At 51.1% G+C, this 19,127-nt stretch carries 11 protein-coding genes; 6 read left to right on the top strand and 5 right to left on the bottom strand.

Annotated elements, in window-relative coordinates:
* Positions 1 to 61: 61 nt before the first annotated feature.
* Genes traD through LA04_RS05210 form a run of 3 tightly spaced genes read left to right on the top strand, consistent with a single transcriptional unit; the run spans position 62 to position 8,866 of the window.
* Positions 62 to 2,629, top strand: a complete 2,568-nt coding sequence (traD, locus tag LA04_RS05220; protein ID WP_047650726.1) for a type IV conjugative transfer system coupling protein TraD — start codon at positions 62 to 64, stop codon at positions 2,627 to 2,629.
* Entirely contained in the window at positions 2,626 to 8,049 is a 5,424-nt protein-coding gene (gene traI, locus LA04_RS05215) for a conjugative transfer relaxase/helicase TraI (RefSeq protein ID WP_047650725.1), read from the top strand. Before traD ends, traI begins: the two co-directional genes overlap by 4 nt.
* Positions 8,050 to 8,077: 28 nt before the next feature.
* On the top strand, positions 8,078 to 8,866 hold the full coding sequence (locus tag LA04_RS05210; RefSeq protein WP_047650724.1) for a DsbA family protein: 789 nt from the start codon (positions 8,078 to 8,080) through the stop codon (positions 8,864 to 8,866).
* 125 nt (positions 8,867 to 8,991) lie between these two features.
* Here the strand turns inward: LA04_RS05210 and LA04_RS05205 are convergent, their stop codons facing one another.
* Positions 8,992 to 9,906: a hypothetical protein gene (locus tag LA04_RS05205; protein WP_047650723.1), complete on the bottom strand. Its 915-nt coding sequence runs from the start codon at positions 9,904 to 9,906 to the stop codon at positions 8,992 to 8,994.
* Positions 9,907 to 9,908: 2 nt separating this feature from the next.
* Entirely contained in the window at positions 9,909 to 10,976 is a 1,068-nt protein-coding gene (locus tag LA04_RS05200; protein WP_047650722.1) for a hypothetical protein, read from the bottom strand.
* 360 nt (positions 10,977 to 11,336) lie between these two features.
* On the opposite strand from LA04_RS05200, the gene LA04_RS24685 reads away from it, so the two are divergent.
* Positions 11,337 to 11,963, top strand: coding sequence for a hypothetical protein (locus LA04_RS24685; protein ID WP_047650721.1), 627 nt, complete (start codon positions 11,337 to 11,339; stop codon positions 11,961 to 11,963).
* A 35-nt stretch (positions 11,964 to 11,998) separates the two neighbouring features.
* On the opposite strand, the gene LA04_RS05190 is transcribed toward LA04_RS24685, so the two are convergent.
* Entirely contained in the window at positions 11,999 to 12,988 is a 990-nt protein-coding gene (locus tag LA04_RS05190; RefSeq protein ID WP_047650720.1) for a tyrosine-type recombinase/integrase, read from the bottom strand.
* Between the two features lie 229 nt (positions 12,989 to 13,217).
* Between LA04_RS05190 and LA04_RS05185 the strand changes: the two genes are divergently transcribed.
* Positions 13,218 to 15,926 carry an NACHT domain-containing protein gene (locus LA04_RS05185; RefSeq protein WP_047650719.1) on the top strand — a complete coding sequence of 903 codons (2,709 nt, stop codon included), beginning with the start codon at positions 13,218 to 13,220 and terminating at the stop codon, positions 15,924 to 15,926.
* A gap of 270 nt (positions 15,927 to 16,196) precedes the next feature.
* Here the strand turns inward: LA04_RS05185 and LA04_RS05180 are convergent, their stop codons facing one another.
* Both LA04_RS05180 and LA04_RS05175 read right to left on the bottom strand, forming a co-directional pair.
* Positions 16,197 to 16,682, bottom strand: coding sequence for a GNAT family N-acetyltransferase (locus tag LA04_RS05180; RefSeq protein WP_047650718.1), 486 nt, complete (start codon positions 16,680 to 16,682; stop codon positions 16,197 to 16,199).
* Positions 16,670 to 16,936: a type II toxin-antitoxin system TacA family antitoxin gene (locus LA04_RS05175; protein WP_047650717.1), complete on the bottom strand. Its 267-nt coding sequence runs from the start codon at positions 16,934 to 16,936 to the stop codon at positions 16,670 to 16,672. The genes LA04_RS05180 and LA04_RS05175 overlap by 13 nt, the downstream gene beginning before the upstream one ends.
* A gap of 643 nt (positions 16,937 to 17,579) precedes the next feature.
* Between LA04_RS05175 and repA the strand changes: the two genes are divergently transcribed.
* Entirely contained in the window at positions 17,580 to 18,593 is a 1,014-nt protein-coding gene (repA, locus tag LA04_RS05165) for a plasmid replication initiator RepA (RefSeq protein ID WP_047650716.1), read from the top strand.
* Positions 18,594 to 19,127: the final 534 nt, after the last annotated feature.

The following is a 19,127-nucleotide window of genomic DNA, read 5'->3' as shown; positions in this document are numbered from 1 at the left end:
CTTCTTCTCTGATAACGAACATCACCACGCAGGTGATGCGATAACGGCTGGACAACACTCTATGAGCTTCGCAGGAAAAAACCTCACCCAGGGCGGGCAGATGACCGCCTACCGCTGGCGCATGTTCATTCAGGTGAACAACTGGATAGGATTCTGGATCTTCATCCTGTTCGCCGTGCTGACTACCGCCATTTTTCTCTGGCGAATTCCACAGGAAGCCCTTGATAACGGCTCCCTGTGGTGGTTCGCCAGCATCAACAGCAGTTTTATCGATCAGATGCCGGCAACGGGGACGCCAAAAATTTACGACGTCCACTACTGGTATGCGCCAACGGCGACGATGATGGTGCTCAAAATGACCCTGCCGCAGATCTATGCGGACCCGTACATGCAGGCTATGGGTGACCAGTGTCTGACTGAGCTGCAGTGGGCGGCTGGCGCCAGCGGGCTGTTCAGTATGGTTGTGTTTCTCGCTGTGACCTGGTTTATCGCCAATATCGGTCGTAAGGAAAGTGAAGACGAATACATTTCCGGGATGCAGCTGACTGACAAGCCTGCTGAAGTTAATAAGCTGCTGCGTAAAAACGGTGAGTTCTCTGACTTGCGCGTGGGTGATCTGCATATGGTCAGGATGGCGGAGGTACTCAATTTCCTGATGCATGGCACTATCGGGGTGGGGAAGTCGACGCTAATACGCTGGCTACTCGACTACATCCGCAAACGTGGTGACCGGGCCATCATCTACGACTCCGGCTGTACCTTCACAGAAACCCACTATAACCCGTCTACCGATATCATTCTTAACGCCCACGACGAGCGCTGTGCCAACTGGCAGATGTGGGGTGAGTGTGTCGACGCGGTCGATTATGACAACCTGGCCGCCAGCCTCATTCCGGTTGAAGGAGAGTCCGATCCGTTCTGGGTATCCAGCTCGCGAACCATCTATGCCGACCTGGCCATTCGTATGTCGACGGACCCGGAACGCAGCATTGAGAAGTTCCTCAAAACCCTGCTGTCCCTCAGCATGAAAAATCTGCGTGACTATCTGGCCAACACGCCCTCAGCCAACCTGGTTGAGGAGAAGATCGAGAAAACGGCCATTTCCATTCGCTCAGTGGTAACCAACTACGCCAAAGCGCTGCGGTTTCTTCAGGGGCTGGATGACGGAACGAAGCCGCCGTTCACCATCCGGGAGTGGATGACGCAGGAACGCTATGACAGCAGCTGGCTGTTTATTTCAACCCAGGCTCGTCACCGCAAGAGTGTACGCCCGCTGATCTCACTTTGGGTATCTCTGGCCACGCTGATGCTGCAGAGCATGGGGGAGAACAGCGACCGCCGCGTATGGTTCATTATCGATGAAGCTCCCAGCCTGCAGCGCATTCCCGAGCTTGCCGAGACGCTTGCCGAGGCGCGTAAGTTCGGCGGCTGTTTCGTGCTGGGTATGCAGAACATGGCGCAGCTGGTTCACGTCTACGGCCGCGAGCTGGCCAAAAGCATCTTCGACCTGTTGAACACCCGCATGTACGGTCGTTCACCGAGTGCGGAGATGGCCGAAGTGGTGGAAAAGGAGCTGGGCAACCAGCGTAAGCGAAAGATCCGCGAGCAGAACAGCTACGGTCTGGACCAGGTGCGTGACGGTGTATCTCTCGGTAAAGACGAGGTCAATAACCCCATTGTCGACTACGAGCAGATCATGCGTCTGCCAAACCTCAACTTTTATGTGCGCCTCCCGGGCGAGTATCCGGTCGTTCGCCTGAAGCTGAAATATCGCGCGCCGAAGAAGCGGCAGGCTGGCCTGATCGAGCGCAATATCCGCGATGCGCTCAGTCCGGAGCTGGAGAAGGTTATTAAGGAGAATGAGCGCGCAGCGGCTGCCGCAGGTCTGACGTTCCCGACCGGCGATGAAGTGCTGGAGAAGGGGAGCGAGACATCATCTGCAAATGACGATCCTGCTCCGGTTTCTTCTGCAGGGGCATCCGGCTCGCCGGCAACTCCGGCCACCGAAAAAGTGGCTCGTACCGGAATGGAAGAACCGAGACCTTCGCGCAGCGCTGCACCTGAACGGAAGCCAGTACCAGCCAGGGAGCCCGTCACATCGCGAACCGCGCCAGTGGTGACGGAAGTAGTAACTGAAAATCACAGCACGGTGACAGACCCTGTCACCGAAGACAAAAAAGACAACGTCGTTTCACTTCGATCTTCTCCTCCTTCAGTAACTCGTCAAAAAGAGACTGCGCCCCTTAAACCGGAAATACCTGCAGCATTGCAAAAAATCCGCAGCAGAACCCAGCAGGATACTTCCTCCGAGCCCGCTGCAGCCGGCGCGCTGGGGATGCTGAAACGGCGGCTCAATACCGGAGCCACCTCAGGCGGAGAAGAAGGCCAGGCCAGCGAGAATGCGGGCGAATCAATGAACCTGGATATGAAGGTGACAGCACTGCCAGACGGCGGCCTGAGTCTGACGACTGTTGGGAAGTCAGTGACACCGCAGACCCCGGATGAAGCCCACAGCACCCACCGGCAGCTGGCGCAGGAAGAAGAGAACATCTTACTTCACCGTCACGCGGACGATCCGGGTTACGACGAAAACGACCATCACTATTACGAGAGAGAGCATGACCTATGATGTCAGTCGCCCCAGTAGCGTCAGCCGGCGAGGCTGCAGGCTACTACAGCAATTCCGATAACTACTATTTTCTGGGCAGCCTGCAGAGCCTCTGGATGGGGGAAGGTGCAAAAGAGCTGGGTCTGGAGGGCAATGTCCGAGGCGATGACCTGACGGCCGTGCTCGAGGGCCGTCTGCCGGACGGCTCACGGCTGGGCAAGGAGGTTAACGGACAGCACGTCCACCGCCCGGGCCATGACCTGACCTTTTCCGCTCCCAAGAGCGTGTCCATTCTGGCGCTCATTGGCAATGATAAAGAAATGGTGGAGGCACATAACCATGCCGTCCGCGTGGCGGCCGGCTATGTGGAGAAGCTCATCTCGGCCCGCGACACGAAAGACGGCGTTACGTCCATCGTACACACCGGCAGGATGGTGGCGGCCGCCTATACGCATGATACCTCGCGCAATCTCGACCCGCAGCTGCACACCCATCTCCTGATTGCCAACATGACGGAGTATGCGGGCAAATGGAAAGCCCTGGCCACGGACTATATCCATAACGCCGGCTTTATCGAAACCGTCATGAAGCATCAGGTCACGCTCGGGAAAATTTATCGCAGCGCGCTGCGTGAGCGGGTTGAAGCGCTCGGCCATGAAGTGGAAGAAGTGGGCAAGCATGGCATGTGGGAGATCAAGGGCGTTCCGGAAGAAGTCAGGGACGAATATTCCTCCCGGGGCCGGGAAATTCAGGGGGCCGTGGGGGCTGAAGCCACGCTGCGCAGCCGGGATGTGGCCGCCAAAGACACCCGCAGGGCGAAAGTTGACCCTTCACGGATGCGCCTGATGGAGCGCTGGCTGGGCCAGATGAAGGAGAAGGGATTTGACCTGAAGGCGTATCAGGAGAGCGTGGTGCCGCGTGATGCAGGTCTTCGTGAGACCGCGCCTCAGCCTTCGCGAGAACACCAGGCTAAGCCGGTTCCTGCCGGGCCTGAACAGGCTTCTCTGCAGACGTCGTCCACGGCAGAAAAGAGCGTCGACACACCTGCTCAACTCACAGAACGGGAGAGCCTGTCCCGTCAGCCAGTCCCACAACAGACTGACACGCTGAGTCAGCCGGCACAGACTGTTCCCGAAAAGACGCCGGCGACCAGGAGCATTCCTGCAGCGCAGCTGGACACTGAAATACCCCGCCCGGAACTGACTGAGGCTGTCCGTATGGCCATCTCGCAGCTCAGCGACAGTAAAACGCGCTTCACCTTTGGCGAGCTGATGATGACCACCGCTGAGCTGAGCGAACGGCTGCCGGAGATTCAGGATATTCGTGTGGCCATCGATGCGGCGCTGAAGGACGGCATGATTGTGCCGCTGGACAGTGAGAAAGGGGTCTTCACCTCCCGTATTCACCTGCTCGATGAACTCTCGATCCAGGCGCTGAGTCAGGAGCATCTCAAATCCACAAAAGTCGTCAGTTTCACCCGCCCGGCGCAGTACGCGCCGGCTGCGCTGGAAGTGGTGGAGAAAGACGCCCTGGTTCTGATGAATGCCCCGTCAGGCGTGGCGGGCATCCGTGACCTGACCGCGCAGCTGGCCGGTATTGCCGGCGCGAACGGTCGTGACGTGCAGGTGCTGGCCAGCTCTGCCGAGCGCGCCATTTCACTGGCGAAATCCGACGATTTGCGGGAACGGATCATCAGCCGTCAGCATGTTCTGAGCGGTGATTTTCACCTTAAACCCCAGAGCACGCTGATTATCGAAGGAGCAGAGCGTCTGGGATTAAAGGAGACGCTGGTTCTGCTGGGCGAAGCGCGCGCGCAGGACGCACAGCTGGTCTTTCTCGACAGTGCCGGGCGGCAGGCGAACGGTAATGCCATGTCCGTACTGGAGTCCGCGGGGGTTGTCCGCTCCCGCCGCACTGAGCCGGCACCCGGACTGGAGGCCGAAGTGGTCAGTATTCCGGACAAACGCGACCGTTACGAGGCGCTGGTCAACCGGTTTGCAGAGCTGAGCGGAGGAACTGAAAACGTCACCGCCGTCGTGATCGGCCGGCGTGAACAGGCACAGCTGACGGGCCTGGTACGTGAGGCGCTGCAGAACGCAGGGCAGCTGGGCCGGGATGGCGTGGAGATAGAGGCCCGGCAGCCGGTCTGGCTCGACAGCAAAACGCGGCGCATGCCAGGTTCGTACCGTCCCGGCATGGTGCTTGAAGATCGCACGGACGCAAAAGAGCGTAAGTCCTATGTGATTGACCGGGTGCATGAGGACACGCGAGTCCTCTCGCTCATCGACGGTGACGGCGTGCTGACCCGGATGAAAATCGGGGATATCAGCGCTGACTGGCGTCTCTTCAGCCGTGAAACCCTCAGCGTGGCCACCGGCGAAAAACTGCTGTCCGTGGCGGGCGACCGCGAGCACAGCCTGAAGGCCAAAGATCGTCTTGAGGTGACCGGGATAAGTGAAAAGGGGATTGAGGTGAAACGGGGGGAAGACACTCTGACGCTGCCACAAGACCAGCCGCTCTACCTGTCACATGCTTACGTGACCGCGCCGGGCGGCCGGGATAACGACACCGGCGTGGTGCTGGCCGCGCTGAACAGCCGCGACATATCGACCCAGACCATGAACTCGCTGGCACAGAGTGGCCACCGTGCGGAAGTGTTCACCGCCGAAGTGCAGGACCGGGCTGAAGCCCGGCTGCAGCGCATGAAGACAAATGCCTCTCCCGTGCAGCTGGTCAGAAACCTGAGCGGACACCAGGACGTCAGTCAGGCGGTGGGTTCACTGCATGACAGCGTCCGGACGGACGCGGGACTTGCCGTCTGGCGTGCCATTAACGACCAGCGCACCGTGGTGATCAGCGAGCTGAAGCTCGCGACGGAAGCGCAGAAATATCATCCCGACCTTGAGGCCATCGGGAATGAAATTGGCGCGATGATCAAAAATGGCGAGCTGTTGTCCGTATCCGCAGGGGGAGAGCCGGTACTGGTTTCCCGTGCCACCTGGGAGATGGAGAAAGCCATTCTGCGCGTGGTGGAGGAAGGGAAAGGTACGCAGCAGCCGTTGCTGGAACAGGTACCGGAGGCCGTGCTGAACGGACTCACCGATGGCCAGAAAAAGGCGACCACCCTGGTGCTGGGTACCACGGACCAGTTTATCGGGATTCAGGGCTATGCCGGCGTGGGGAAAACCACGCAGCTGAAGGCGGTGATATCTGCACTGGAGACCATACCGGCGGACGTTCGTCCGGTGATGACGGGGCTTGCTCCTACGCACCAGGCGGTGAAAGAGATGAGCGACGTCGGTGTACGGGCGCAGACCATCAAATCCTTTGTCGTTGAGCATGACCAAGCGACGGCCGCAGGCGGGAAGCCTGACTATAAAGGACAGGTGTTTCTTATCGATGAGTCATCAATGGCAGGCAACCAGGATACGGCGGCATTGTTCCAGGCCATTGCCAGCGGCGGTGGACGTGCAGTCTCGATGGGGGATATCGACCAGTTTGAAGCGGTCGACGTGGGCGCGCCGTTTAAGCTGATGCAGGAGCGAAGCCCGATGGATGTGGCCATCATGAAGCAAATCGTTCGTCAGAAAGACCTGCAGCTGCGCGGTGCCGTTCACGACATCATTGATAACCGGATCGATGCGGCCCTGCAGCGCATTGAAACCCAGACGGCTGACCGCGTTGCGCGTAGCGCTTCAGCCGCGCTCCCGGAGAGTGCCATTCAGGAAACGGAGACGCCTGTTAACGACATCGTGGCTGACTGGACGGACCGGACGCCGGAGGCACGGTCCCGTACCCTCATTATCACCCAGCTGAACGCCGACCGTCGTGCGGTAAATGCCGGCATTCATGCTGTGCTGGCTGCACGGGGAGAGCTGGGGGAGAAGGCCATTACGGTGCCGGTGCTTGATAAAATCACCCACACCCGTCATGAGTTCAATAAAACCGATGCCTGGGAAGCCGGGATGGTGGTTAAACGCGGCGATCGCTACCAGGACGTGCTGGCCGTTGACCGCAACGGCAGTACGGTCACGGTACGTGATGAGGAAGGGAAGATTGGTCTGGTTTCACCGAAGGAACTCATCACCGGCGACGTGCAGCTGTTTCGCCGCAGCGAGAGGGAAGTCCGTGCCGGCGATCTGCTGAAGTTCACGGCGACAGACAAGGAGCAGGGACAGATGGCCAGCCAGCGCTATACGGTCGAGTCGGTCAGCGAAACGGGCAATATTCGTCTGAAGGGGGAGAACGGCCGCATCACCATCAATCCTCAGGCGGTCAGGGCGCAGCAGCATATTGACTACGGCTGGGCCGTCACCGGGTACGGTGCTCAGGGAGCCAGCAGTGATTATGTCATTGCGCTTGAGGGCACGGAAGGCGGGCGTAAGGCACTTGCCTCCCGTCGCGCCTTCTACATCTCGGCCTCGCGCGTGAAAGAGCACGTCCAGATTTATACCGACGGGAAGGCTGACTGGGTTAAGGCGGTAAAAACGCCGGAGCGGGATATCAAAACGGCGCACGATGCGCTGGCGCCAGAAACGCAGCGTAAACAGGCGAAAGCCATCTGGGCAATGGGACAGCCGGTGAATAAAACGGCCATCGGTCGCGCCTGGGTGCGCCATCAGGGCATGCAGGACGCGTCACTGACGGCAAAAATCATCCCGGCCACCCGGCGCTTTCCCGAACCGGCGCTGGCGCTGCCGGTGTATGACAACAACGGCCGGAGTGCGGGCCTGGCTCTGGTTTCCCTGGTTGCCAGCCCGGAAGGGCGGATGACACAGGGGGAGACCCGGATGGTCATGACAGAACGTGCCCGTGGTGCGGTACTGCAGCGAAGCCAGTCAGGCAACACGATTGTGGCCAGCGACCTGGCGGCCGCGCTTGATGCAGTACGACATCACCCGAAGGACGGCGTGGTCTGGCAGACCGGCGATGAACCACCTTCAGCATGGCTGCTTAAGGTGAGCGGCGGGACAAAACAGGATGTGTCACCGGGTATTGTCTCCACGCTGACTGACGAGCAGAACGTACAGCAGCTGCGCGAACAGATGCTGGCAGACCAGATTCGCAATGAAGACGCCGGACGGAACAGGCAGCCGGAGTCGTTGCTGCCGGAAATTCCGCAGGAAGAGGTGATAAGACTGAAACCGGAAGACATTAACCCGCGTAAACCGGAACCACTCACCCCGGATGCAGATGTAATTGCCAGGGTGAGAGGTGAGGAAAATACCGGTGGACAGGAAATAAAAGCCGCTGCAGGCGTCAGAAGCGAGCTGGAAGGTGCTGACAAGACCGCTGGTGAACTGTCGCGGGCATCGCGTGTGATTGCAGATCTGGCAAACGCTGAACGAGACATGCTCAGGGCGGCAGAAAATACTGAACGCGGCCGCATGCCGGAGCGTGAAGAACAGACCCTCACCCGAACCATTCAGAAAGAACGTTAATCTCCCTTTTAACCATGAGAATCAGACAATGAAAGCAAACAAATTAGCCGCATTAATAGTTACAACATACATTGGCTTTATTTCAACGGCACACGCTTCGGCACCTCAGCCCTTATTCAGCCCGGAGCAGGAGGCTCGTATCGGCGAAATCGCTGCCGACTATCTGGTATCTCACCCGGAGATTCTGGTGACCGTCAGTAATAAGCTGCAGGAACAGCAGGAAGCACGTAAGCAGAAGATGTTTGCACTCAACGTCATGGAGAATCAGGCGAACCTTCTGCATGATCCGGACACCCCGGCTTACGGGCCTGATAATGCAAAGGTCGCAGTGATTGAATTCTTTGATTACCAGTGCGTGTTCTGCAGCCGCTTCGCGCCGGAGCTGGAGAAGGTCATGAAAGCGCAGCCGGACGTCCGCTACCTCTTTAAGGAGTGGCCAATATTTGGTGGTCGCTGGGAAACTTCTCTTCAGGCTGCACAGCAGGGGCTGACGGTCTGGCAACAGAAAGGGCCGCAGGCCTATGTCACCTATCACAATGCCATCTACGCCACCGGCCATAATGAAGGCAAACTGACGGCGCAGGATATTCACGGGGCAGCGGGGAAGGCGGGACTGGCCGCCCCAGCTCCTGGCGACCATACCGCGTCCCTTGAGAAAAACAATAATCTGGCAGAGGCGCTGGGCCTCACCGGAACACCGGGGATTATCGTGATGCCGTTCAGTGGCGCCACACCCGACACCATTACTATTTTTCCGGAAGCCGTAACTGCTGAAAAACTACAGGCCGCCATCCGTAAAGCCGCAGCGGCGAAGTAACGTCTTTTCTTGTGGCACGATACGAACGAGCTGATTGAATATGTAGATCCATGTGTGTAGTTGAAAGTCCTGTCAAAAACACGAGATATGTGCTTCTCGATGCAACAGGAATCAGATCTGAGTGATTAATTTCGTTCGTTTATTATACGCAATACTTCTGTTACCAGACCTGAAGCAAAGCGCTGGTCTCGCAGCCTTTCGTCTTCCAGCTCAGGATCATCACCATGCATAAATTGCGCATAACGAACCGGGCCAGTTAACCTGTACCCTTCGGTATCCCCATTGCCCTCAGCAAACGATTTCTGTAATGCGTCCAGACCAGCCGCTATTGCTGATGCATGTTCGCCACCTGCAATGCGGTTCAGGAATTTCTCTGCAACTTGTTCAGGAGTGCCTGCATACCGCATGACATGGATCAGATCAGCTGCATCTTTAGGTTCATTCCGGTTCTTAAATGAGATAGCCTTAAGCAAAATGAAGGCCACCTCATCGGCATACCGTATAGTTTCAATAGCTATACCTGCCCCCGAAACGCCATCCTCGCCAAATAGTTCCGCTTGTATTTCCGACTCTCGGTACCAGTCATATGCCATTTCGGCGAAAGGTATCACAAGTGCAGAGACATCTTCTCCGTCGATAGGTACTGATCTTCCGGGACGACCATCTGAATTATTCCCCTGTAAGAACTCAACCAGGACTGGCGCCTCACCCTGAACAGGAAACTCCCAGCGCCATGAATTGTTATCTTCGTGTTTTCTGAAACCTCTTCCCACCAATTGTTCGTGTAACGAGGCGTAATTCTCACCTTCCGCAATTACCTGAAGGTTAAGCACAACATCGACATCAGATGTGCCGTAATGTGCAGGGACTACAGGAGGTTGCTCGGGTGTTAAATACCGTGGCACTAACCCGCCAACCAGGCGTAGAGTGCCCTTCATTGTTCCAAAAGTAGTCAGCAGAGTGACTAAAACGCGCTCACACGTTTCAGTGTTAATTGCTGAGTAACCAAATCTGGTTTTAGGTTTGGTGTGAACCACCATAGTTATATCTCCAGTATGTCTCTTCGGAATTGCGCTGCAAGCTCAGCATTTCGTCCTTTCCCATCTAACAAAGATAAGTACTGGATGAAGTTACTGGCGCAAGGGAACGGATTATCGATATCAATGAATTGCAGGCCTGCCGGAGGCCATTCATGTATAACAACGTTATATCCCTTTTCGGCCTTTTTTATATCAACTGACTGCATAAAACGGTCAGCTTGACCAAGAGGAACAATGATTTCAGCTATATTCACACCGGTAAGTAGGGGGGAGGCCTGATTGGCCGATAGTGCTCCAGTGATAGCCCATTTTACTGGGAGATCTAAATGGCGTGTCCTTTGATCTATTTTTATTGCACAATCCACCGCGTCTGTTGCAAACAGGTAGCCGTAAAAACTCTTCTTCTTCCGTTGCTTAAAAGATTCAGCCCAAGAGTTAAGCACTGCACTGGGATTGGTCAGTTTCCGTCTTTGTGAACGTCCCCCTTCACTGGATTTTGTGAGCCACTCTCTCCGTTCAAACTCCTTCAGAACACCCGAAACGGTAAAGGACGACGTATCTGAAAACTTGCTTAATTCCTCACCGGAAAACCACTCGCCTCGGGAATGTAGTAACGCGTGAACAACCATTTCTCTTGCACCGGTAAAGAGGTCACCTGCACCAGTTTTGGCGGCACGTTTGCGTGGTCTCTGAATATCGATAAGTGTTTGTTTATGTTTGATATATAGAGTCCCGCTGAGTTCGTAGTATCCAATGTTATGATTTTTCAATACTTCACGTGCACCTTCGCTGATCAAGTCAGCGACAAAAAGAGGTACAACATTCTGTTTTCCCTTATTTTCTTGACGATATTCATCAAATGCCCAAATCGCCTGTTTTACATCTCTTGGATATGCCTGTTTTTTTATCTCAACGGGCACAATCCATTTGCCCTGAACTGTATCTATTTCAAACACATAGTCGATACCAAAATCTTGTCCCGTATAACACAGGTTTGCATTCTTTCCTTCAAGGATCTTCCCAAGATTTGTAATTAAATCCTGTAAGACATTGTTTTCGATATCAATCATGATCAAACCCTTGGTTACTGTTTTTTTCTTAGCTTCTTAGGGTAGTTTATCTGTACAGATAAGGAATAGCAAAAAGCTAATCCTTATGTAGATAAGCTTGTTTATCTGTGCAGATAAAACACTGGATTTGCATAAGGTAAAAATCACAAGATACGTATCTTGGATATGCTGCAGCACCAGTTCGCTGCTGAAGAGTGATGGCGTGATCTCTGGCTTATGTCAGAGACAATCTGTTGAAGTACTGCGTACCGTTAGAATTTTTGATATAAAAAACATAATACTACGCACAGAGAGCTAATTTACATGTGGGAAGCAGTGCTTAAAGCGATCCTGGTAATACCTGTTCCACTGGTAACGGCGATGTTGGCCAGTATCGTTCCTTACCTGACTTACCGCCAAAATGGCGATAAGAATAAACTTGAGTTGATAGGCACATTAGCCAAGGAAATTGAGAAACCAGAACCCTGTGCGTATCTTGTCGAATCCTGTGTCGCCCGTATGCATAATATCCGCCCGCTTCCATGGTCGTTTTTAAGGCTAGTGCTACCCTACAGTAATTCCGTAGAGATCATTCAGCTTGTATCAACAGGAAGGCGTGTGCTGGATTTATTTGAAATTTCAGTAGATAACGGACGGCCCTACGTGAATTACGCTACTGCGCTCAGCAGACCGGTAACAAGATGGCTAACGATGGCGACATGCTTTATGTCAGGGGCGTTTTTTTTAGTCATTATGTCGATTACTGAGTGGGACTTACTCAAAATGTTGTCTGAACAATCCGGAGGTCAGGCGATGTATGGTGAAGCGATATACAAATTTGTTCAGATGCTTTTTTGCGCAGTAGCTTTCTGTGTTTTCACCGTACAGGGAGTGATACTCAAGCGCGCAAATAAACGACTGGCCAAAATACAGGCACTTATTGCTGTCAATTATCCCGCTTCCTATGAAAAGAACCATAGTGATACACAGCAAAACACGACTGACTGAATTGACTCAGAAATGGAACCGCTATTAATTAATCATCATGGCAGTAAAATACGGTCTCGTGCCATACGCAGGCGTGCTTCGCCGCGGCGGTCGTACTGCTGGGTGGTAGTAACGCTGGCGTGACCCATTGCATCCTTCACCGTGATGAGATCTTCACCATTTTCCAGCATGGCCGTCGCAAAGGTTCGCCTTAAATCATGTGGCGCGCATTTCGCTATCCCGGCCTGGTGCTGGCGCACCTGCAGTATATGATACACAGCCTGGTCGGTCAGCCGGTCGTTGGTCAGGGTGTCAAAGCGGCGGATGCGGGTGAACAGCGGCCCGTCTTTTTCCCCCCGAACCTCTTCAACCCACTTCTGCAGGCGCTGCCAGGTGCCGGCCGGCATGTAGGCCAGCCTTTCCTTGTTTCCCTTACCCAGCACCCGTAGTGCCCGTTCATCTGTGACAACGTCACGCAAATCCAGCCCCACGGCCTCCGAACGGCGCAGGCCACAGCCGAGAATGACGGCCAGCATCGCCGCATCGCGGATACCGATACTGGAATCATCGGCCTCGCAGGCAGCAAACAGAGAACGGATCTCCTCCGGCGGCAGGGCCCTGCCGCGCGGGAGACGGCTGCCGCGCAGGTTACGCACCGCCCGGATGTGCTGGAAGCTTTCGACGTCCATCAGCTTCAGCATCCACGCCTCCTTCGCCACGCCCTTCAGTGCCGAAAGATAGGTATTGACGGTGGCCGTGGCCCGGCCGGTGTCGCGCAGCAGCTCGGTCACGGCCATCACGTGATGGCGCCGCAGGCTGCCCCAGCTGCAGGTATCCGGCGATTGGGCGCCGAGCAGAACGGCGACAATGCCGAGGAACGAGGCCATTGTCTGCCGGCTGCGGGGGGAGTTGAGGGAGAGCAGGTAGGCCCGGGCCGGATTGACCGGGGCTTCACCACCGGACAGTGCCGGCAGGAATGCCTCACCGGCTGGCATGACAGCTGCGGGCAGACTCAGCTCCGGTTCGTCGTCGGGCATCAGGATCATGTCGGGCTCCGTCCGGGCCGGAAACCGTCCGGCGCGCTGCGTGAAAAATTGGGGGGCAATGTACTGTCAGAGCGTACCGCAGAAAGTCTACTTTTTCAAAGATACATTTTAATAAGTAGAAATTTAATGAAATTCTGAATATATCTCACACAAAGAGATAGACCATTCGCTTACTCTATGATTAATATAAATTATATTTAACACATCATAAACTACTGAGTAAATGAATATGGAAGATACCAGCCAGCAGGTTTACCTGAAAGCTATGCAAAAAATGAAGGAAGATGATTTCTCAAAATACCTTATAAAGCCACTATTTGAATCTATGGGTTTTTATCGTGTTGACTTCTACGGGGGGGCTTATGAATCAGGAAAAGACTTGATAGCGTTTGTTGAAGTACCTGTTAATAAAACTATGAGTTACGCGATCCAATCAAAAAAAATTGGTGAAGAATCTAACACATCGGAGAAAGCAATTCTTGGAGAGCTTGTTTTTCAACTGAGGCAATGTTTTACAAATCCTATCAAATTACATAATGGAGATGAGGTAATCCCTGATCAAGTATATTTGGCAAGCCCCTTTCAAATAAGCCTTCGTTTAATCAATGAAATACATGGAATGCTAAAAATAGATGGAAAGAAAGTTGAAATATTGGATGGGCCGTTAGTAATTAGCTTATTAAAAAAACATAAGCCAACGTTGTTAGAGAAATTACTTTCTGTAGATGATATATTTAGTACACAAGATACTAGTCAGTTATGCAATGTAGAACTAATGTCTGCTTTAAATCAACAGAATTCAATACACGAGCTAGATTGTTATAGCGATCTGGCTTTTTTTATGGGAACAATTGACAGCAACGTTCTGCTTAATAGTAGATTTACTATTAAGCCAGATATATTTCAGGTTACCCAAGGGAAATGGGAATGGTTTGAGCGGACAGTATACAATCCATTAAAATCTTTGACTGCTATCGAACCTCTAATCCAAGATGCTAACTCGGTGCTAAAAAAATATAGCAACGAGCTAAATATTTATACATCAAAAGAAAACAAAAAAATTAAAAATGGTATAGATCAAGCCAATCAATTACTGGCTGGAAATATTTCATTTATTAGAGAAGTGATTTCAGAGTTAGAAGCAAGCATCAATAACATCACGACGTATAGGTTGGAAAACGCAAATCTTGGAGTAATGATTAACAGCGTCACCTGCTTGAAAAAATGTTTAGAAACTAGTTTTAATAAAGATTCAATAGATAATTTTGATAGCTTTATAAACACAACAAAACTTCAGGATCTTGCAAAAACGAATGCAAAAAGTTTATTGCCAAAAATAATAGATTGTTATAAAAAAGCTAAAGCCTCAAATTTACAAACTATTGAACTACGTGAATTGAAAGGCGAATATAAAGAAGAACCTAAGATAGAGTATGCATTCAATAGTGAACTGATAAATTCATGGTTGAGTGAGAGATGTAATAAATATAAACTTGATATACAAGCCATTAATTCTGGTGATAATGACATTGATATATTTAGATTTCTTAATGATACTCAGACCACATTAAATGCTCTAGATATACTAGTAAACAAACTAGAGGATAGTGAAAAGGTCTTTTCAAAAGAAATACTTATGGATAGCATGGGCGTGATAGATGGCCTATCGACATCACCCTTCAGACTTTTTGATTGTCAACATGATATAGCAGTGTATGGTAGCGCGGGAGCTGGAAAAACAACAACACTTCAAATGTATGCGAGAAAACTAGAGCAGGAAGGAAATAGAGGTGTTATATACTTACCTTTAAATCGATTCTTAAATAAAGTCGACATGAACATGGATTCAAAATCAAAAAACTATGACATTTTAATGAGCATGATCTTGATCTCTAAATCACTTGAGCCAATTCGGGAGAACATTGAAAAACTTGAGTTTCACTTACAAAGCAAACAAAGAAACAAAGTTATATTTGATGGATTAGATGAGGCATATGTAAAATTTCCAGGGATAATAGAAGCAATAAACATTTTTAAAAATAAGTTTAATAATATTCAGTTGCTAATTTCAAGCAGGGATTGTGTTAGTTATCTTTCTGAAATTAATTTTTTAGGGATTACACTGATGCCATTCAGTGAAACTCAGCTCTACTGTTTCATACAAGCATGGTTTAAAGATAAAAACCCAGAATTAAGTGAAGTTATAATTCAAAGTATAAAAGCAAAAAAAATATCTGACATAGTGAGAACTCCATTATTAGCAACACTACTGTGTGATTTAGCTGAAAAAGGAATAGATATTCCATCTAGTGAAAGTGAAATTTTCACTAAAAGATTAGAGCTGTTATGTGGTTCTTATGATACCTACAAAGACATTAAACGAACAAAATTATCCCAAAGCATTTTAATTAAAGCATCCCATAAAATTGCTTTCGCTATGCATTCAAAAACCTTAAGAGCAGCAACTAAGCAAGAGCTTGCTTCTTTTTTAATTAATGATCCCAGTTTTAATTATGAGGAGTCAACATGTTTATTAGCAGTTGATGAGCTAATAGATCCGTGCAATATACTATTCTTCGATCCTATATCTGAGACATTCTCTTTTGGTCACTTGAGGTATCAGGAACACTTAGCGGCATTAGAGCTAATACAGAATAGGTCAATAGAGATTATTCATTACTTAAAAAATGATTGGTGGCGGGGTGCCCTATGTCTTTATGCTCAATGCTGTGAATTCTCTATTTTGTTGGAAGAGTTTACAATCAAATACACTAATATAAAGCCTGCCTTGATTACGTTACGCGAAATGGTTAAATTCAGACCTCAGAAAGAACGTCGCCATTTGAATGAACTAATAAATAATTATGAACGTTCAGATGATGATTACTTCATCGCCTCTACCGAGTGGGAAGACAGTTGGAGAGGTGATAGCTACTAACTTCGCCATTCTTATTCCAGTTAATCATGGCCCGATAGAAGTAAGGCCAGTCATCTCGACAGTGCTTCGCACACTAGTCTCATCCTTTGAATGTAGTAGTCGCTGTGATGGGACTCTAGCGCGGACATGTCTATTTGGTCAGAGACGGACATCTCAATTTAGCTACTACAATATTGGTTCGCATAACAAAGATTATGTTAAATTCTATTGATTAATCATTTAAAATCAATGCTTTAGCGACATATTAAGTATTTCTCCCTATTCTAATTTCTATTGTGGAAGTTTGAGGAATAAAGTCCGCTCTTGGGTTTGCGATGCGTTAAAGCCATGGTGAAGATAAAAGCTTTTAGCCTCTTCAGTCAGTGCATGAACCATGATCGCACGGACACCAATATTTTCCGCGACCCGATAACAGCGCAATACTGCATCGTGAAGTAAATCAGCACCAAGCCCTTTTCCACGGAATGAAACATCTACTGCCAGGCGAGCAAGTATGATTACGGGAATTGGATCTGGCATATTGCGCCTGATATTTCCCGTTGCTTCCACGTGGTTAACGCTGCCGGTGGCCAGAGAGTAAAAACCGACAACCTGTTTAGTGCCTGTTTTACAAACAACAAACGTTCGGGCTGAACCGAGAGCCTGATTTTTTAATCCTCTCTGTTTAAGCCAGTCATCTAGTACAGCCTCGCCACTGACGAACTCAGTAAGTTGATGGGAGCTTGTTAACGGTTCTGGTGCTGTTATATGTCCCACTGGGGTTTCCTTGCCAGAAGTTTATCAATGGCAGCATCATCCGAAACTGGTGCATCGAGCATATCGATAAATTCTGCATACTGCTCATCGTTAAAATTGAATACACGCCGATCGAGGATCACATTCTCCGCAGCTTGGCATGCCATTTCCAGAATGAAGTCTGTACGTGATTTATGGAGGATCTCTGCAGCAGCATCGATGAGGGCTCTTTGTGATTCTTTGGCTCTGAGATTGAGTTGAACATCTGATTTCATAAGTGCTCTCCTTGTATAGCAATCGCTTTACAAGCATAACATAAGTACAGCGTATAGCAAAAGCTATACACACTTTTATCATTACTGCTATGGCAAGATAGTTTCACTTGTAACTTCATGACTTAAATGTACGTCTCAGCTCTTTGTATGCTTACGTGAATGCACATAATGCTCAGAGATTACAGTGAACGCTATCGGTAAAAATCTCGTTAGGGTAATCAGCCGCATATGATGGATAGTAATCTGGTCTAACATCTGGAAAAATTACTGACGAGAAGGTAGTATTCGGATCGTCAGTGATCGTCTTGTGGTGGGACAGATTGTTGATTCGGATTACTTTTGTGATCTAACTCAAACTGAGGTTTGACTGCTTTGTGGTGAGGCAGGCGGGTGGCAAAAGATAGTTTTACGGAAGAAATGCGGACTTCCGGAAACAAACAGGGACAGGACGTGTCCAGTAAAACGTTCAGGAGCAGGTGACGGGATTTCCCGGAGCCTGAATGCACAAACCCCCCGAAATCTGTCATCAACTTGGCGGAAGAGTCAGATATCAGGGGGTCCAAAAGCAGGCGCGTTGCCTGTGAAGGATTATAACGCATGCACCATAGAAAACAACACCCGGCCGCCATAAGAACAGGCCGCCGTGAATGACAATCAGATTTCTGTTCACTGGTCAGATCTACCGAAAGATGAGCTAACCCGTTTCTGGCAGGATGTCGATGCCGGCACTCAGGGTAATTTCCTCATTGCACCGGTCAAAAAACTGACCCGCCGCAAACGCGGTGAGCATTCCACAAAAGCCAAATGTGAGAACCCGGCCTGGTATCGCCCGGAGCATTATAAAAAGCTCTCCGGACAGCTCGGTCATGCCTACAATAGCCTGGTGAAAAAAGACAAAGAAACCGGGCAGGTCAGCCTGCGCATGCATGTTTCTCGTCACCCTCTCTATGTCGCCGGCCGCCGTAAGGCGGGACGTAAATATGGCTTCCGTCCGGAACGTCAGCGCCTGCTCGATGCCCTCTGGCCAGTGCTCATCAGCTTCTGTGATGCCGGCAAGCATACCGTCGGCATGTGTATCTCCCGTCTTGCAAAAGAACTCAGTGCAAAGGACGCAAAAGGCAATGTCATTCCGGAAACAGAAGTGACGGTGTCACGCCTTTCACGGCTTATTGAGGAACAGGTACGGTTTGGCGTTCTGGGCCTCGCAGAAGAACGCGCCTGGGATCGTGAATCCCGCACCTGGCTGCCAACGTATGTCTATATCACCCCCGTGGGATTCCAGATGCTGGGCGTCGATATGGACAAGCTGTTTAAAGAGCAGGAGAAGAAGCTCCGTCAGAGCGCCGAGCGTGAGCAGCTGATCCGGGAAGGGGTGATGAGCGAACATGATGATGTTCAGCCCCATTCCGCGCGGAAATGCTGGTCCGGCCGTAAGCGCCGGGAGGCACTCGTTTACCGCCGCAAAAAAGGCGCGGAGCGTAAACGTGCCAACAATCTGATTAAGCTGCCGGCAGATGAACGACTCCATGCAATGTCTGAATGGATTTACCGCACCCTGCCGCCTGACGAAGCGTACTGGTGCACATCTGAGCGCCTGAAGGCGCTGGCCATCCAGCATCTTTACCAGCTGGATCTGGCGCTTTCTCCACCTGACTAGTCACAGACGAAACAACAGTCTTTCTGTTTACAGGCCCCTCACCGGGGCTTTTCGTGCTGGTTTTTTTCGGCCATTCTGCTCATTTTTCATCCTTTACTCCTTTCTCCTTCCGGTCACCATGACGTACTGCGTGTCGTTATGGTCCACAATGACCACTGTCTCTTTTTTTTACACAGAAATCCGCAAACGAATAAGTGAAGTAACCCGGAAATGAATAAAAGACATTCCGCAAAACAGTCTTACTTCACCTTTTTTATCTCTCTGTGCATTACATTCCAGAGTAGATCTTTGTCTTCGGCCACTCTGTGGATAACGTAAAATGCCTTCGCATGCAGCGGCCTCACGGCCGCGCGCTCAGAAGGAAATCAAAAGTACCTCCCGTCGCAAGCGCCGGGCCCGGTTCTCGCCACAACCAGGCACCGCATACATACCTGACCCCTGCTAAACCGACGCCGCCCCGGCCCGGAGGGCCGGAACACCCTCGCTTTAAGAGGGATGTTGTAACTAGAAATCAAAGCAGCTGCAGTTAGCGTC

It is taken from the genome of Enterobacter sp. UCD-UG_FMILLET (assembly GCF_000762975.1).
Classification (GTDB): domain Bacteria; phylum Pseudomonadota; class Gammaproteobacteria; order Enterobacterales; family Enterobacteriaceae; genus Enterobacter; species Enterobacter dykesii.
This window is presented reverse-complemented; position numbering and strand designations above follow the sequence as displayed.

Excerpts from the sequence above, each read along its gene's own strand:
- LA04_RS05210 (WP_047650724.1), top strand. The coding sequence starts at position 8,078 with ATGAAAGCAAACAAATTAGCCGCATTAATAGTTACAACATACATTGGC.
- traI (WP_047650725.1), top strand. The coding sequence starts at position 2,626 with ATGATGTCAGTCGCCCCAGTAGCGTCAGCCGGCGAGGCTGCAGGCTAC.
- LA04_RS05185 (WP_047650719.1), top strand. The coding sequence starts at position 13,218 with ATGGAAGATACCAGCCAGCAGGTTTACCTGAAAGCTATGCAAAAAATG.
- LA04_RS05200 (WP_047650722.1), bottom strand. The coding sequence starts at position 10,976 with ATGATTGATATCGAAAACAATGTCTTACAGGATTTAATTACAAATCTT.
- LA04_RS05205 (WP_047650723.1), bottom strand. The coding sequence starts at position 9,906 with ATGGTGGTTCACACCAAACCTAAAACCAGATTTGGTTACTCAGCAATT.
- LA04_RS05190 (WP_047650720.1), bottom strand. The coding sequence starts at position 12,988 with ATGATCCTGATGCCCGACGACGAACCGGAGCTGAGTCTGCCCGCAGCT.
- traD (WP_047650726.1), top strand. The coding sequence starts at position 62 with ATGAGCTTCGCAGGAAAAAACCTCACCCAGGGCGGGCAGATGACCGCC.
- LA04_RS24685 (WP_047650721.1), top strand. The coding sequence starts at position 11,337 with ATGTTGGCCAGTATCGTTCCTTACCTGACTTACCGCCAAAATGGCGAT.
- LA04_RS05175 (WP_047650717.1), bottom strand. The coding sequence starts at position 16,936 with ATGAAATCAGATGTTCAACTCAATCTCAGAGCCAAAGAATCACAAAGA.